The 15,841-nt window shown below is 58.6% G+C and carries 15 protein-coding genes and 3 pseudogenes; 4 read left to right on the top strand and 14 right to left on the bottom strand.

Features of this window, described 5'->3' with window-relative positions; genetic code table 11:
• The coding region (locus F8R15_RS20275; RefSeq protein WP_152845805.1) for a transposase domain-containing protein at window positions 1-144 on the top strand (144 nt) is incomplete at its 5' end.
• Between the two features lie 354 nt (window positions 145-498).
• Here F8R15_RS20275 and proC read toward each other — a convergent pair.
• From proC to F8R15_RS20220, 11 genes and pseudogenes are all read right to left on the bottom strand, one after another.
• Window positions 499-1,299 (bottom strand): pyrroline-5-carboxylate reductase, encoded by an 801-nt coding sequence (gene proC, locus F8R15_RS20270; RefSeq protein ID WP_133052016.1) that lies wholly within the window; start codon window positions 1,297-1,299, stop codon window positions 499-501.
• 12 nt (window positions 1,300-1,311) lie between these two features.
• Window positions 1,312-3,072 carry a chloride channel protein gene (locus tag F8R15_RS20265; protein ID WP_083080135.1) on the bottom strand — a complete coding sequence of 587 codons (1,761 nt, stop codon included), beginning with the start codon at window positions 3,070-3,072 and terminating at the stop codon, window positions 1,312-1,314.
• A 2-nt stretch (window positions 3,073-3,074) separates the two neighbouring features.
• Entirely contained in the window at window positions 3,075-3,989 is a 915-nt protein-coding gene (locus F8R15_RS20260) for an aminotransferase class IV (protein WP_083080132.1), read from the bottom strand.
• A gap of 25 nt (window positions 3,990-4,014) precedes the next feature.
• Complete coding sequence (locus tag F8R15_RS20255) at window positions 4,015-4,788, bottom strand: amino acid ABC transporter ATP-binding protein (RefSeq protein WP_083080129.1); 774 nt, start codon at window positions 4,786-4,788, stop codon at window positions 4,015-4,017.
• Between the two features lie 17 nt (window positions 4,789-4,805).
• On the bottom strand, window positions 4,806-5,471 hold the full coding sequence (locus tag F8R15_RS20250) for an amino acid ABC transporter permease (RefSeq protein ID WP_083080126.1): 666 nt from the start codon (window positions 5,469-5,471) through the stop codon (window positions 4,806-4,808).
• A 10-nt stretch (window positions 5,472-5,481) separates the two neighbouring features.
• Window positions 5,482-6,147 (bottom strand): amino acid ABC transporter permease, encoded by a 666-nt coding sequence (locus F8R15_RS20245; protein WP_083080123.1) that lies wholly within the window; start codon window positions 6,145-6,147, stop codon window positions 5,482-5,484.
• A 66-nt stretch (window positions 6,148-6,213) separates the two neighbouring features.
• Window positions 6,214-7,035, bottom strand: a complete 822-nt coding sequence (locus F8R15_RS20240) for a transporter substrate-binding domain-containing protein (protein WP_083080119.1) — start codon at window positions 7,033-7,035, stop codon at window positions 6,214-6,216.
• 26 nt (window positions 7,036-7,061) lie between these two features.
• Window positions 7,062-7,724: a GntR family transcriptional regulator gene (locus F8R15_RS20235; protein WP_083080116.1), complete on the bottom strand. Its 663-nt coding sequence runs from the start codon at window positions 7,722-7,724 to the stop codon at window positions 7,062-7,064.
• A 257-nt stretch (window positions 7,725-7,981) separates the two neighbouring features.
• Window positions 7,982-8,239, bottom strand: a pseudogene (locus F8R15_RS20230) (IS3 family transposase); the annotation flags it as partial.
• A gap of 52 nt (window positions 8,240-8,291) precedes the next feature.
• Window positions 8,292-9,002: an IS6 family transposase gene (locus F8R15_RS20225; RefSeq protein WP_152845804.1), complete on the bottom strand. Its 711-nt coding sequence runs from the start codon at window positions 9,000-9,002 to the stop codon at window positions 8,292-8,294.
• Window positions 9,003-9,050: 48 nt separating this feature from the next.
• A pseudogene (locus F8R15_RS20220) lies at window positions 9,051-9,582 on the bottom strand (IS3 family transposase); the annotation flags it as partial.
• Between the two features lie 66 nt (window positions 9,583-9,648).
• On the opposite strand from F8R15_RS20220, the gene F8R15_RS20215 reads away from it, so the two are divergent.
• A complete protein-coding gene (locus F8R15_RS20215; RefSeq protein ID WP_216644157.1) occupies window positions 9,649-10,251 on the top strand; it encodes an IS110 family transposase in 603 nt (200 codons plus the stop codon).
• A 121-nt stretch (window positions 10,252-10,372) separates the two neighbouring features.
• Window positions 10,373-11,753: pseudogene (locus tag F8R15_RS20210) on the top strand (ISNCY family transposase).
• A gap of 563 nt (window positions 11,754-12,316) precedes the next feature.
• Here the strand turns inward: F8R15_RS20210 and F8R15_RS20205 are convergent.
• Window positions 12,317-12,982, bottom strand: a complete 666-nt coding sequence (locus tag F8R15_RS20205) for an antitoxin (protein WP_152845803.1) — start codon at window positions 12,980-12,982, stop codon at window positions 12,317-12,319.
• On the opposite strand from F8R15_RS20205, the gene F8R15_RS20200 reads away from it, so the two are divergent.
• Entirely contained in the window at window positions 12,969-14,408 is a 1,440-nt protein-coding gene (locus F8R15_RS20200; protein ID WP_152845802.1) for an IS1182-like element ISPse1 family transposase, read from the top strand. The genes F8R15_RS20205 and F8R15_RS20200 overlap by 14 nt on opposite strands.
• 48 nt (window positions 14,409-14,456) lie before the next feature.
• Here the strand turns inward: F8R15_RS20200 and F8R15_RS20195 are convergent, their stop codons facing one another.
• Entirely contained in the window at window positions 14,457-14,861 is a 405-nt protein-coding gene (locus F8R15_RS20195) for a hypothetical protein (RefSeq protein WP_152845801.1), read from the bottom strand.
• A complete protein-coding gene (locus F8R15_RS20190; protein WP_152845800.1) occupies window positions 14,858-15,670 on the bottom strand; it encodes a type IV toxin-antitoxin system AbiEi family antitoxin in 813 nt (270 codons plus the stop codon). Before F8R15_RS20190 ends, F8R15_RS20195 begins: the two co-directional genes overlap by 4 nt.
• Window positions 15,671-15,841 lie beyond the last annotated feature (171 nt).

Genomic DNA, 15,841 nt, shown 5'->3' with positions numbered 1-15,841 from the left:
GTCGCTACCTGCAAGATGTCCGACGTGAACCCGGTCGACTACATCGCCGCCACCCTGCGCGCCATCCTCGATGGCCACCCGCAAAGCGGTATCGAAGACCTGATGCCATGGCGATTCAATCAGCCGTCAAGCCTCGCCGCATAGGGTGAAGCCGTAGCGCTTACGGCACTCGCACATCACGAAAGCTTCCAATTCCTGCAATCGCGAACGGGTGTTTTTCCACAGAATCGGCGGGAAGCGGTCATTCGCTGCGCCTATCGCGGACGTCCGCTCAGCGGGTGGCGAATGAGCGTTCATTTGTTGCACAGGCGGTGTTATGCCCCCGGCTCGAGAAATTGTTCGATCGATTTTCGATACGCCGATAATAACTGGCGATGGCCCAAGGCACCGTCACGCAATCTCGAACGAATCTTCCCTTTCCGCAATGTCTAGGAGCGGTTTTGCATTCCGAAAAGATCGTCCTCTGCAACTGCATCCAGAGCGCGAAACCCGTCCCGATCAGTCTTCCCTAGCAAGCTCTTCTGCTCGGGCACGCGCCGCAGCGACGCCCCGTCGGCACAAGGCGGACAGCCCAACCTCGGCTTCGAACACGGCAAGCCCCGCCTCCGTTGTGCCGGCCTTGCTTGTAACTGCCCGCTTCAGTTCCAGCGCAGAACGTGCATCGGAATGCAAGAGTTCTGCCGCACCAAGCAGCGTTTGACGTACCAAAGTGTCAGCGAGATCACCCGGCAGCCCCTCGGCCCGGGCAGCCTCTGTAATGTAGTGTGCAAAGGCAAATATGTAACCGGGTCCACTGCCTGCAACCGCTGTGACGCTGTCGATCTGATCCTCGCTTTCGAGCCATTCGAACCGGCCCGAGCCCTCGAAGATATCTGATACCAATGCCTTGTCCGCTTCGGAGACAGCTTTCCCGGCAACACCTACTGTCATGCCGCGCGCTACAAGCGCGGGCAGGTTCGGCATCGTGCGCACGGCCCGGTCGGTGCCGAGCTTGACCTGCATCCTGTCCAGCGTCACGCCTGCCATGATAGAGATAAGCGTACCGCAGTTCTTGGGTAGAGAGGATCCGGGCAACGCATGGAATTGCTGCGGCTTGATCGCGAGTATGGTTGCGTCGAAAGTTTCATCGGTGACATCCTGCAGCGCTCCGTAAAATTCGGCCCCGCTGGCAGGCAAGAGACCACGAGCGCGCTCGGGATTACGATCGACGACGGTAATTTTGGTGGCAGGTCGCTTGCGCAACGCACCGGCTGCAATTGCTGCTCCCATGTTGCCACAGCCAATAAAAAGAAGTCGCACAAGAAGGTCCTTTCAGTGTCGCGCCGGGTAGAGACGCTTGTTCGTTTCGTCGGCATAGCGCCGGAGGCAGTAATGCTCGTTGAGCGTGCCGAGCACCTGCATATCGTTGGACACCACCGCGAGCGTGTCAGCCTCGTTTCGGGCAAAGGCGTCGATCGCGTCTCGCACGGTCTGTTCGGGCCGCAGCCAGGCGGATTTGTGCCGTGCGATGCTCGCCACACGCTCCTTTGGATCTTGGCCGTCCGAGTGCAGATCGGTCATTTGGCACATACCTGCGTAACTGTCTGTTTGGTCCAACAGCGGAACCGTCTTGGTCGATCCGAGTGGGAAGCGCCGCCGCGCCTCGGCGATGGTCGCGGTCGTAGGCATCGTGTTCGGGCTACGCCGCATAAGGCGGCCGACTGAGAGATCACGGATCCAACCGACGTCGGTGGCCGAGCGGATCGTTTCTCCACGCAGGTGGAAGCGCCAAGTGGAGAAGCTAAAGCCGAAGAACTGCCGAACAATCGAAGTTGAAAGCAGCGCCGAAAAGAGCACCGCGAGCGCGAGTGGGAGGCTCTGGGTCATTTCAAGGGCGAGGAAACTCATCGCCATTGGCGCCCCGATGATCGAGGTGGCGAGCGCGCACATGCCGACCACGGCAAAAACAACGATTGGAACCTGCAGGCCGAAGGCCAGCATCCAGCCGATAGCGAAGACCTTGCCCAGGATGGCGCCTAGCAGTAGTGAGGCAAAGAAGAGGCCTCCGCGAAAGCCTGAGCCCAGCGAAACGATCGAGGCCACGATCTTCAGGCCGAAAAGCGCCAGCAGTGCCCAGACCGTCATGTTGGTTCCCAGCACTAAGGTCATCGCGCCATGGCCGGAGGACAGCACCTGAGGTGAGGTCAGGGCGAGGACGCCGACCACCAGCCCGCCGATAATTGGCTGCCCCCATCCGGGGATCGGACTTTTGCCAAAGACGTGCTCCATCATCGCCACCGAGCGCATGATGACAATGCCGACGCCAGCGGACAGCACTGCCAGCAGGGCAATGGGCAGGTATCCCTCCACAGGGATCTCGCCAGCAAAGAAGAGGTTTGGCCCATGACTGTTGCTGATCAATCTAGTAATGGAAGTTGCCGCTATGGATGCTGCCAGCACCGGCAGCAGCGCTGCCACGTTATAGGTAGCCAGCACCAACTCGAAGGCGTAGAATGCCCCGGCCAGCGGTGCGTCGAAGGCCGCAGCGATGGCGCCACCGGCACCCGCAGCAACGAGTTGGCGTAATTCCTCGCGCCGTAAGCGTAAACGTTGCCCCAGCCAGGAGCTGCCACCTGAGGCTACCTGCGTATAGGCCGCCTCCATGCCCACCGAGCCGCCAAAACCACTCGACAGGACGGTTTGGGCAGAGATGTACAGGCTGCCAAGAATGCTGAGCTTGCCGCCGCCGACCGCGTTCGCCTCGATCGGGTCGGCGACACGGCGGAACCAGCGCCTGCCGATAAGGTAGCTCAACCCGACGAGCACCCCGCCGATGACCGGCCCGGCAAGCCTCCGCAGGGGGGCGAGCGTGTCAGCCCCGCTTACGGGAGTCTCAGAGCCGAATATCCAGAGCCCCATCAGCTGGATCAGCTCCTGCATCCCGACCACCGCGAGCCCCGAAAAGAGCCCAACGATGGCCGCGAGTGCAGTATAGGCTATTTCATTGCGCCGGATCAGTGTTCGCAGCCGGAAAGGGGCGAAAAGTCGGCGCAGGACTGACCGCCTGCGAAAAAGGCGCAAGCGATCTGCCATCACTAGCCTTCAATATAGGCTTGGTAGAGTTCGTTCATTCTGGCCGTTTTCGGTCCAGGCTTGCCCGTGCCGATGGGACGACCGTCAATGCTGGCCACGGGGGTGATGCCACCGAGCGTTCCGGTGCAGAAGGCCTCGTCTGCAGAGTAGGTTTCCGCCAGTGTGAAGGGGGCTTCTCTTACCGTGAGCCCTGCATCTTTCCAGACCTTGATGGCTTTTTTGCGCGTGATGCCGTTGAAACAAGTCAAACCATCTGAAGTCCAAAGTTCCTCACCACGGATGATGAAGAAGTTTGTCGAGTTACAAGACGCCACGAACCCGCGATCGTCCAGCATAAGCGCCTCGTCGGCACCCATGTTGATCGCCTGGATCAGCGCCTGGATAAAGTTGAGTCGGCTGTGCGAGTTCAGACGCAGGTCGAAGACGTCCGGTGTCGAACAGCGAATCGTCGAGGTCATCAACTTGAGCCCCTTGGCCTTAAGCTCGGGGTTGGGCTGCTTCCATTCGGCGACAATGACGATCGTGGCACCGCCGACGATGAAGCGCGGATCCTGGTTCGGTGTCGACTTGCGCCCACGCGAAATCATCATGCGGATGTGGACGCCATCTTCCATCCGGTTGTGGCGCAGGCACTTCCAGATTTCCTCGACGAGGCCGGCCTTGTCGTAACCGATGTCGAGCTGGATCGAGCGCGCGCCCTCGAAGATGCGGTCGATGTGTTCATCGATGGCAAGAAGCTTGCCGTTTATCAGGCGAATGCCTTCCCAGACGCCGTCGCCAAGCACGAAACCCGCGTCGAAGATCGAGACCTTGGCCTCGTCTCGGCTGAAGAATTCACCGTTCACGTAAATTTCCACGGCGTCATTGCGCGGGTCTTTCACGTAGCTTTGAGAAGAGGAATTGCTGAGGGGGGTCATAGTCTTACCTTGAAGTCAGGGATGTTCAGAATGCGAATTCGCCGAAACGACGCAGGAAGTCCTGGGTGCGCGCCTGCTTGGGGTGCTTGAGGACCTCGTCCGGGGTGCCGACCTCGTGAAAGACGCCCTCTGCGAGAAAAATCACTTTGGTAGCGAAGTGATAGGCGAAGCCAAGTTCATGGGTGACGAGGAGCATGGTGCGCCCCTCTTCGGCCAGCTGCTTGATGACACGCAAAACCTCACCCACCAGTTCGGGATCGAGTGAGGAGGTTGGTTCATCGAACAGAAGGATCTCGGGCTGCATCGACAGCGCGCGAGCGATTGCGACGCGTTGCTGCTGACCGCCGGAGAGGAGCCCAGGCCAGGCATCGTGCTTTTCCGACAGGCCGACCTTGGCGAGCTCAGCTTCGGCGGTCTTGCGGGCTTCGGCCTTTGACATACCCTTCACCGTCACCAGACCCTCCATTACGTTGTCGAGAACGCTCATGTGAGGGAAAAGATTGAACTGCTGGAAAACCATCCCGAGCCTTTCGCGCACTTGGCAAAGCTGCTTCTCAGGATAGGTGACGGTGCCTTTCTTCTCGACACCGATGCGAGTTCCGTCTAGCCAGATCTCGCCCTCGCTCAGCGTTTCCATGAAATTCATACATCGCAGGAAGGTGGACTTTCCGGAGCCAGAGCCGCCGATGATCGCGATGCGCTCGCCCGGCTCGACGGTAAAATCGATTCCCTTGAGCACGTGGTGGTCGCCGAACCGCTTGTGCAGCCCCTTAATTTCTAGAATGGGTTTGCCGGTCATGAGAGTTCCTTTCCGGGTCAGTTGGACCGCGCCAAGTGCTTTTCGAGGCGCCCTGCGAGGAAGGTGCCGGGGTAGATCAGGACGAAGTAGATGAAAGCCACCGCGGTCAGGATCTCGAAGGGTCGGTAGTATGTCGAGGACAGCAGGCGACCTTGGTACATCAGTTCATGCACTGAGATCACCGAGGCCAACGAGGACATCTTGGCCACTTCGATTGTGCGATTGGTGAAGGCTGGCAGCATACGCTTGATCACTTGCGGCAGGATCACTCGGCGCATGGCCTGCCTATGGGTCATGCCAATGGCAAGCGCACCCTCCATCTGGCCGCGATGGATCGACTTGATACCGCCACGGAAGATTTCCGAGGCATAGGCCGACGTGTTGAGGGTCAAACCGAGAAGTGCTGCGGCAAATGGGCTGAGCTGCACGCCGATGAGGATCGGGAAGGCATAGTAGAACCAGATCAGTTGGATCAGCACCGGTGTGTCGCGGAAGAGCTCGACATAGACGAGTCCACTGCCGCGGATCCAGCCGCTGCGCGCCAGCCGCGCCTGTGCCAATAGGAAGCCACCAGCGAGGCCAATGACAATTGAGGGGATCCAAATCTGGATGGTGACCCAGAGCCCGCGCATTAGGACAATCCAGTTGTCGGTGACGACGCTGAAGTCGGGGACGTAATTCATCGTGGCGTCCTTACTGGTAGGCCGTTAGCCGGGCTTCGGCGAGGCGGGCGAGCTGACTGGCTGTAACCAGCAGCACGAGGTACATCAGCGCGATGGTCGTGTAGACTTCGAGCGGACGGAAGGTCTCGGCGTTTACAAGCATGGCCTGGTAGAGCAGGTCTGCGTAGGCAAGCGTCGAGGCCAATGCAGTCGTTTTCAGCAGTTCGAAGCTTCTTTCGATGAATGGAGGCACCATTCGAGAGATAGCCTGCGGCACGATCACTCGGCGCATGAGCGCGGAATGGGTCATGCCAAGCGCCCTTCCGCCTTCCCACTGGCCGCGCTCGATCGATACGATGCCGCCTCGGAAAACTTCGGCATAAAAGGCGCCAGATTGCGTCGACAGAGCCAGAACTGCCGCGAAATAGGGGTCGAGGCTGATGGCCAGCATCACCGGTAGCGCGTAAAAGAACCAAAAGAAGTGAACAATGGGCGGCGTGTTCCGGTAGAACTCGATGAAGACAAGCGCCGGGATTGTGAGCCACTTGCGTGTCGAGAGGCGCATCATCGCGAGAACGAGTCCCACGAGGACACCCAGCACGATCGAAACCACAGCGATTTTGACAGTGTTGAGCATTCCCAATGCGAGCATGTCGAAATGCTCAAAAACCGGGCCGAAATCCCAAGAGTAGTCCATGTGACGACTTTCGTTAGGTCAGAGAGGACGCGGACCTGCCTTCTTGTGGCGGGTCCGCACTTGGCCTTACCAGTCTTCCTTGATCAGGCCGGGGATGCCGGTGGGATCAATGCCCTTGCTCGTGAGGTAGGCATCGAAGAGTTGATCTGGGACTCCGGCAGCGTAGAAGTCGGCGAAGGTTTTGTTCACCCAATTAAGGAACTCAGGGTTGTCCTCCTGTCGCATGCCTGCAGAGGTTGCGACCGGCTTGACCGGCTCCGGTAGAAGCACCTTGCCAATTTTCAGACGAGAATACTGCACGACAAGTGCCGGGTGAAACTGCACAACGGCATCAACACGGCCTGCTGCGAAGGCAGCGATAGCTTCATCGTTGGACGAAAAGCGATTGATCTGCGCCTTCGGCATCATCTCGGTCACATTGCGGTCGAGCGAGGTTCCAAGAGTTACGCCAATGCGGGTCTCAGGCGTGTTGAACTCGTCCCAGGTCTTTGCCTTGGAGTCCTCTTTCACCAGCGCGCCCATAGCGTAATAGAACAGAGGGTTCTTCGGGAAGGAAAGAGCCTTCCGGCGCTCCTCCGTTGGGTCGAGCACGAACATGATATCGAATTGATTGGCCTGCAGTCCGGCCACAGCATTGGCCCAAGACGTCTCGACGGGGACCATTTCCACGCCAAGTTCGTCTGCCATGCGCTTGCCCATGGCGACGCCTACGCCTGTCCACTGTTCCGACATCGGGTCCTTGTAGAACCACGGTTCGGCCGATGCGACACCGATGCGCAGTTTGCCGGAATCTTTGATTTGTGCCATAGTGCCGCCGCCCTGAGCGCGAGCCCTTGGCGCAAATGCCATCGCCGCAGTGGCAGCAAGAATGAGGGTACGTCTTTTCATTTTTTTCTCCCGTTGGAACTGACCTTTTACACCTCGACCGAGGAGACGAAGGCCATGGTTTTGTCGAGCCCGCGGCTCATGTGGTCGCGGATCTCGTCCTTCATCCGCTCGCAGCTGTCTCCCAGTGCGAAGCGAACGTAGTCATCGTGGCTTTCCCGCTTGGGGCCAGTAATGCCATGGGCACGGTGGTGCGCCGCCCAGTAGAGCTGCAGACGGGCGCGGATGCCGCTCCAGCTCGACAGCAGTATCCCGTTGCCGCATGTCTCGTAGACAAGACCATGAAGATCGAGTTCGGCATCGATGGAGCGAATGTCGTCGCCCGCGTCGATGGCCTCGGTGAGCGCCGCATGTCGCGCTCTGAGTGCCACGTGGAAGCTATCGTCGCGCCGCTCCCAGATCTGCTCAAAGGCGAATATCTCGAGGCAAATGCGCATGGAGTAAATGTCGTCGATGTCGGCAGAGGTGAGCTGCAGCACGCGCGTCCCTGTATAGGGAACGGTGATGAGCAAGCCTTCGTCAATCAGATGCCGCATTGCTTCGCGCATCGGCCCGCGGCTGACGCCGAAGCGAACAGCCAGCGCCGTTTCGGTCACTGCCTCCCCTGGCTCAAACTCGCCCGACAGGATGGCGCCGCGCAGCAGACTGCTAAGCTGAGCGCCCATCGTTTCTCGCTTGATCATGCCGTTCATCGTGAAATCTCGCTGCGAATCTTGGATGTAGATTGTCTACAATCATTACAGGCGCAGACCAACCCTTTTTGATTCAAGATTGTCTACAAAGACATAGGGCTTCATTTTTGATCATAAAATAGGCATATTATGACGTATTCCGCCCAATTTTCTTGCTCAAACGCACCAAATCCGGGTGTAGCCTGTCACTAAGGAGGCCTGTGCATCATTAGGCGCATTGCACTTTCACTGCGTCCTAATGAATAGCCCCTAGTTTCCTAGACGCCTTGTAGTTTCAGTTTCTGCTGCTGTTCGAAGGCGATCGGTGACAGCATTCCGTTTCTAACGTGCTTGCGCTGCGGGTTGTAGAAGAACTCGATGTAATCGAACACGTCTCGCCGGGCTTCTTCGCGGGTTTTATACTTTCTGCGGCGGATGCGTTCGCGTTTGAGCAGGTTGAAGAAGCTCTCGGCGACAGCGTTGTCCCAGCAGTTCGCGCGGCGGCTCATGCTGGCGACCAGATTGTGCTGTTCGAGGGGGATTGCCAACTTATTTTCGCCTGATTGAGATGAGTGAGGACCCTGCTGGTCAAGCGGCAATTTCGTCAGCAAAGTCTTCCCAAAGGCCGAAAGCGTCGGCTCTGGCGTGGCGGTATGAGATTGCGGAAAGGCGGTAGCGGCGGGGTTTGAAAATCGTATTGATCTGGTCATGGGCGGAAAGGAAGCGCTGCGCCTGTCTTAGCGATTTGAACCTGCCCATGAGCTTCTCTCGCTTCCGGGTCGGTCGGTGCGAGCCCTCGATCCTGTTATTGATCCCTTTGTGGGCGCGGTGGTCGGCGTCCGGCGCCAGCTGACGGATCGGTTTGATATAGCTGCGCAATTTGTCTGTAATGATAATGCGGGGCTGGCCAAATCGGGTGATCAACTGTTTCAGAAATCGCCTGGCCGCTTTGGCATTTCGCCTTGGCTGCACCAGAATGTCGAGCACATCCCCGCTCCCATCCACGGCCCGCCACAACCACATCTTCACGCCGTTAATCGGCACGACGACTTCATCGAGGTGCCACTTATCTGCTGCAGCGGGCCGGTCGCGCTTGATGCAATCCGCGAAATGCCGGCCAAACCGGTTCACCCATTTACGAACGGTTTCCCGGCTGACGATTACGCCCCGCTCGGCGAGCAGATCCTCTACATCCGCCGTGCTCAGCGCAAACCGGTGGTAGGCCCAGACAGCATAAACGACGATTTCGCGGGGGAAACGGTAGCCTTTCAGGCGGGGCATCTCAGCTGGAATCTTCATGACGATCGCCTAAACTCCACCGCAGACGACGACAAGTTGGCAATGCCTTCGAACGACATCCTTGCCCCGATAGCTGAACCGCGGATCAATCGCCGGACAAAGACGCGAGTGCGTGTCGACAACGGTCAGGATACGCAGCTTCTTGCCCAAGGCGAGCTGGTCGTGAACGAAGTCCATCGCTCCGCTGCCTGACAGCGCATGTAAACATGCGCGAGAAGGTGACATCGTTTGGTCCAACGGCTTCCTGACGGTCTTCGCGCAGCTTCGCCTTCACCCGCCGTTTCGGGTGCTTGTTCCTGAGCTGCAGGCCCAACTCATTGTAAATCCTACGGGTCTTCTTCATGTTGATCACCCAGCCCTCGCGTCTCAGCAGCACGTGGACGCGCCTGTAACCATAGCGCACACGCGTTTCTGCAATCTCCTTGATCCGCCTCTCCACGGCAGCCTGGTCCGTGCGCCGGGATTTGTAGTGCTAGGTGGATGTGTCGAAACAAATGGCCCCACAAGCCTTCCAGATCGACACGCCCCAATCAACGCACATCCCGGTCACGATCACGCGCAAACGGCCAGGCTTCAGAGCTAATGGGATGGTTCGCCCCGCCGCCACGGGCGACAATAGTTGGAGATCAACTCGGGAGGTATGAAGATGCACATCGACCCTAAAACCTGCGCTGTCTTCGGCGTCGACATCGGCAAGACGCTTTTTCACGTTGTGGGCCTCGACGCCTCGGGCGCTCCTGTCCAGAAGGCCAAGCTGCGGCGCGACACAATTCTTCAGTTCTTTGCGCAGGCAGACCCGACCCTCGTCGGCATGGAAGCCTGTCCGGGTTCGCAGTGGCTTGCCAGGAAGCTTCGGGAGCTCGGCCATGGGGTCCGCATTATCACGGCTCAGTTCGTCAAGCCCTACGTAAAGTCGCACAAGAACGACATCATTGATGCTGAGGCGATCGCGGAAGCTGCGACCAGACCCACGATGAGGTTCGTCGGCATAAAAGAGGCACATCAGGTCGATTTGCAGATGCTGCATCGTGTTCGCAGCCGGCTTGTGAAGGGGCGGACCAATCTCATATGTCAGATGCGGTCGTATTGCTTGGAACACGACGTCGCGCTTCGCCAAGGCGCCGGGGTGTTCAAGCTTGATATCGTCCGCGCGATCGATAATCCCGAGAACGATTTGACTGAGCGAGCACGGATTGTCTTGCGTGAACTGCAGGAGGACTTGCTCGCCGCTCGTGTCCCAAATCTATAACGGCATAAAATTTACATAATATTTATTATTCGCCTTCTCGCCTTTAACCGCAAAGCAAAAATTTCCCCCATGAGCAATTCAGGAATGTCACTCTCCCCCAAAACACTGAGGGAGATCGGGCATGGGTTGGGTGATGATGAGCGAGCGCGAGTTGAATCGCATCGAAGTGCTGGCACAGATTGATGACGGACGCCTGACTGTCGAGAATGGCGCGAACATGCTGGGCCTGACCCGGCGCCAGAGCTTCAGGCTTCTGAAGCGATACCGATCGGATGGCGCCGCGGCGATCCGACACAAGGCACGCAGCAAGCCTCCGAACAACCGCATTCACAAAGCAAAGCGCGCCTACGCGCTGACCCTCATCAAAGAGAACTACGCGGATTTCGGGCCGACGCTGGCGGCCGAGATGCTGGCGGAACAACACGGGTTCCGGGTCTCGCGCGAGACGGTCCGCAAATGGATGGTCGAGGATGGGCTCTGGCTGTCACGCAAGCAGCGCCGGACATTCCACCAGCCGCGCCTGCGCCGGGAATGTTTCGGCGAGCTGATCCAGATCGACGGTTCCGAGCACCGCTGGTTTGAGGATCGGGGCGATCCTTGCACCCTGCTCGTCTTCATCGACGATGCGACCAGCACATTGATGGAACTCCGCTTTGTGCCATCGGAAAGCACGTTTTCTTATTTCGAGGCGCTGGAAAGCTATCTGTACAACCATGGCCGGCCGGTGGCCTTCTATAGCGACAAGCACACGGTCTTCCGTGTTCCGAAGCCCAGCCAGCACATGACCGGCGTGACCCAGTTCGGCCGCGCGCTGGCAGAGTTGAAAATCGAGATTCTGTGCGCCAATTCGAGCCAGGCCAAGGGCCGCGTCGAACGTGCCAACCGCACGCTACAAGACCGGATGGTGAAGGAACTCCGGCTGGCCGGCATCTCGGATATGGTGGCGGGCAATGCTTTCCTTCCCCGCTATATGGAGCGCTATAACGCCAAGTTCGCGAAGGCGCCGGCGCCCGGACAATCTGCATCGCGCGCTCAACATCGAACCGGATCGCCTAGCCGAGGTCTTCTGCCTGCGCGACAAGCGCTATGTAACAAAGGATCTGACCCTGAAGTATGATCGCAAGCGCATCCGGTTCGAGGTCAACGACCTGACGCGCGGCCTAGTCGGCAAATATGTCGACACCTACGAATACGCGGACGGGCGCATTCTGGTCCGTGCCAAGGGCGTCGCCCTGCCCCACACGGTGTTCGACCCACACCAGCAACGCGTAACCCATGCCGCGATCACTGAGAACAAACATCTCAGCGCGGTTCTCGCGCACATCAAGGAAGAGCAGGATAAGGCCGCATCACCGCCAAAAGTCAAACCCGTCAGCGCAAAGAACGGCTACAAGAAGTCGGGCCGTAAATCGCCGGGAAGGCCTTCGAAGCTCGACGCTTACTACGCCCGCAAACGCGCCGAGCGGGAAGCACGCGCAGCCAGCCAGGGCTGCGATATATGAGGTCTCCGCCCTGTCAGGCTGCGCTAGCGTCAGCGCTCAACGGTGACATTTCTACTTGGTTGCAACACCTTGATTGCGGAAAATAGGCTCTGTTGCGCATAGCGTTGACGTCGATGCAATGACAGTGTCGGGCGTCGTAAACCCATCCATGCCTAAACACTCTCCGACTTGCTATTGCGCGACAGATGGGCCGAGAACGCCACCGCGCCCTTCCAGCGGGCTAGCTTTCGGTCGAGCTCTATCCCGACACGGTCTAACACGCTCGATAAACTGGCAAATGGGGGCGTCCAAAAAACGCTCTTAGATGTTCGCGTCCAACTCTGCCTTACGCTGCGAGTGTGCTTCGGCCTTAGAACTTCGACACGGAGGCCAACGATATTCGCGCCGTAGAAAATGGAAAATGCAATTAGGCGCCTGAACATGGTTAGCATGGAAGCGTCAGCGAATGGATCGGGCAGATCATTGCGCGGCCGGCGGCGTCCACCAACCCGCGAGTCCCTTGCTTGCACGGGAAGGATACGGGTGAGGTCAGTCCGGCAAGCCCCTATCTCACGGGATCAAAATCAGATGAACGGCGCAATGGCGTCCTGAACGATGGCGCTCAAGTCACGCTGTCGAAGAATTCGGTTATCGGCATTCCAATCCTCTGCGCCTTCAAAACGCGCCGCGGCGACAGGACCGTCTTTCTGATAGCCCTCAATTCCGTCGCCATCACAGAAACGCCGTGCGAGGATGGCTAGTGCCGTCTTCACGGTTTCGGCGTGTTTCCCGGCCAGAGCCGCTTCGAATGTGGCCCGCAAGGCCTTCGTTCCACCTTTGTAATGTTCAAGGCAGTAGCACAGGTCATGCGCATCCTTTGGCTCCGCCCGGTGATCGAAGGCGAAAGCCTTGAGACAGGTGAAACTGACAATATCGGCATGCCGGATGGTCTCGGTCGTGATACCGCCGTCACCGAGCAATTCCGCCGTGATTTCAACTGTCTCAAAGTGATCCAGCACCATGGCCGAATGTGGGATGTGAATTGCCGAAACCGCGCCTTCGGAAGGCAGTTCCTGAAGCGCTCCGCCTTTTTCGTTTCCTGCGTCGGCCAGGAATTCGAGGATCAGAACCGTGCCATCGGCCAGTTCCTGTTGCCAGCGCCATGACAGCTTCTGGCCGAGGCTGTGTGGAAACTGAAGTCCATGGTATATTTCCGCAAGGCAGCGGGAGGCACGGATGGCGGGTTTCATTGATGGCATCGACCGGGAGCAAGCCACGCTTTTCCCCGAGCGTCTCGAAGATTGGATTGGGGAGGATCATCTGGTCCGTGTCGTCGACCTCTTCGTCGATGAGCTCGATCTTCTCGCGCTCGGGTTCGGACGCTGTGTGCCTGCTCGAACCGGTCGCCCGGGCTACCATCCATCCGTCCTCCTGAAGCTCTTCATCTATGGCTACCTGAACCGGATCCCGTCCAGCCGCCGCCTGGAACGCGAAGCCGGTCGCAATGTCGAGCTGATGTGGCTAACCGGTCGCCTGGTGCCCGACCACAAGACCATCTCCGACTTCCGGCGGGACAATGGCCCGGCCATCCGCAGGACCTGCGCACAGTTTGTGGAACTATGCCGCCGGATTGGCGTGCTGAAGGGGGATTGCGTTGCCATCGACGGCAGCAAGTTCAAGGCAGTGAATAACCGCGACCACAACTTCACGAAGAACAAGATCGCCAGCCGTCTGGCACATCTCGAGCGCGATGTTGAGCGCTACATCGATGAGATGGTGCGCATAGACCGTCAGGAGGAGGGTAAGGCCCGGGCCGAAAAGGTTGCCCATCTCGCCCGTCGCTATGGCCGCATCCGGCAGGAGATCGCGCGGCTGAAGTCAATGGAGAAGGCTTTGGCCGATGCGCCCGACGGGCAGATATCGCTGACCGATCCCGATGCCCGCGCCATGTCGACCAGCGCCCGGCACAGCGGCATGGTCGGCTACAATGTGCAGACAGCGGTCGATACCGAGACGCATCTGGTCGTGGCGCACGACGTTACCAATCAAGGTTTCGATCGAGACCAGCTCAGCCCAATGGCGACCGCCGCCAAGGAAGCCCTGCGGCGCGACGACCTGCACGCCGTCGCCGACAAGGGATATTTCAGTGGGGCTCAAATCCTGGCTTGCCATCAAGCGGGGATCACCACGACCGTGTCGCGCCCGGAAACCTCGGGCAACCGGGCCAAAGGTATGTATGTGAAGGCCGATTTTGCCTATGACCCGGCACGCGATGTCTATACCTGCCCCGCGGGTGAAGAGTTGACCTACCGCTACACGCGCGAGGAAGACGGGCTGCAGGTCGGTCGCTACTGGACCAATGCCTGTCAGCAGTGTCCGGTCCGGCACCGCTGCACCAGTGGTAAGGAACGCCGGATCACGCGATGGGAGCATGAGCATCTGGTCGATGCGATGCGCGAAAGGCTGAGCGGGGACGCGGACCCGATGACCCTGCGCCGCTGCACGGTCGAACACCCGTTCGGCACGATCAAGGCTTGGATGGGGCACACCCATTTCCTGACGCGGAGGCTGAAGAATGTCAGCACCGAAATGGCGCTCAATGTTTTGGCCTATAATATCAAGCGAGTGATCGCGCTGATTGGCCTCCGGCGCCTGATGCAGGCCATTCCGGCCTGATCGGGCAGCCGCCCCGGGCTCAGTCGTCATGCTCTGCCCAGCAAGGGCTCACCAGGCCGCGATGCGCGCGAAGGAATGGTCGAAGGCCGCGAAAAACGAGCCGTGCGGAAAACTTGCATCAGGAAGCCCTCGTCGACGGGTTTCCACACAGCCTCGGCCCTTGTCGTTTTCCGATCGGGTAAAACCGATGGCTCTGATATTGTCCTCAAGCGTCCGGTAAGCTTCAATGTCAGCGAGAAGTTTCATGTCCACGACGACGTCAACATCGCCCGTCCCCGCATGCACTGGTACAGCTGGAGGACGTTCCTCGATAATATAACGGGGTGTCAGACCGCCTACGAGAAAGATGGAGTCGCGCCAGGGACCCAAATGGCGGATCAATGTGACCAGTACGCGCTCGCACGCTTCGGTGACGGACTGATTGTAGCCTTGAATGGACGTTGGTTTTTTCATCGCCACACCAATTTCTGCGACCGCATATGTTCCGCCATTTCCTTGGCGCGGCCACGCTCTTCCAAAAGGTCGAGATAGACTTGTAGTGGTGAGGCTAGCAAGCCTTCGTTCTCGTCATGCATCCTGTGACGATTTTTGTTGGGGTTGCCGTCGATCACGACAAGATTTGCGCCTTCGGGAACCTCCCGCGCTCCCAAAGTTGAGAGGAGCCAGTCGCGTGTCCTCTTCCCAAACGTCCGCACCGTGAGGTGTGAGATGTTCGAGAGATATGGCGTGTAGGCTTGGGCGGCAAACTGCCCGGTAAACTCCAGATCGAAATCGTCGTAGTAGTTCGCGCCTTTGATCTCGTGAGCCATGTCCTCTGGTTTCATCCGCGGAACGTAGTATCGGGTCCGCTTCGATGCGCGACCAGCAAGAATGCTGTCCCGCCAAGCATCCAGTAGGTCATCCGGTCGGATCAGGCGACGCCGTTTCGCAGGTCCCTCCCCTTTTGCATCTAGCCAATCGCGGCGTTCAAGATCCTTGAAAGTCTCGGAGACAGTGGCCGGAGACACACCAGCATTTTCGGCAATTTCCGAGCCGGTGACCCATTCGTCTGGATGATCGAACAAGGCGTGCAAAACCTGTGCACGGGATCCTTTGAAAACATTTGCGGCCCGACGCTTGGCACGCTTGGGTTTTGGCCTCTCGATCAGCACAAACATCTCATCGACATTGAAAAAAAGCGATCCGCTCAAGTCATGATAGGCAACCTGCTCTTCCTGGAGGAAGTCCCGAGCCCCTTCTGAAACCAATCGCGCGAGGATCATGGGAACATATCGCAGGTTGGAACTGAGCTACTCCCCATCTCTTGGACAGGATCTGACGTAAATTAAGCTACTCGTTGCACCTGCTGACCGGGTTGGTTGATATCATTTCTCTGCCAATACACCAGCGCCGGTGGCTTGCCGCCGAGGGCTGAGTGAGGGCGCTGGTGGTTG

Source organism: Thioclava sp. JE_KL1 (assembly GCF_009296265.1).
Lineage (GTDB): Bacteria > Pseudomonadota > Alphaproteobacteria > Rhodobacterales > Rhodobacteraceae > Thioclava.
This window is presented reverse-complemented; position numbering and strand designations above follow the sequence as displayed.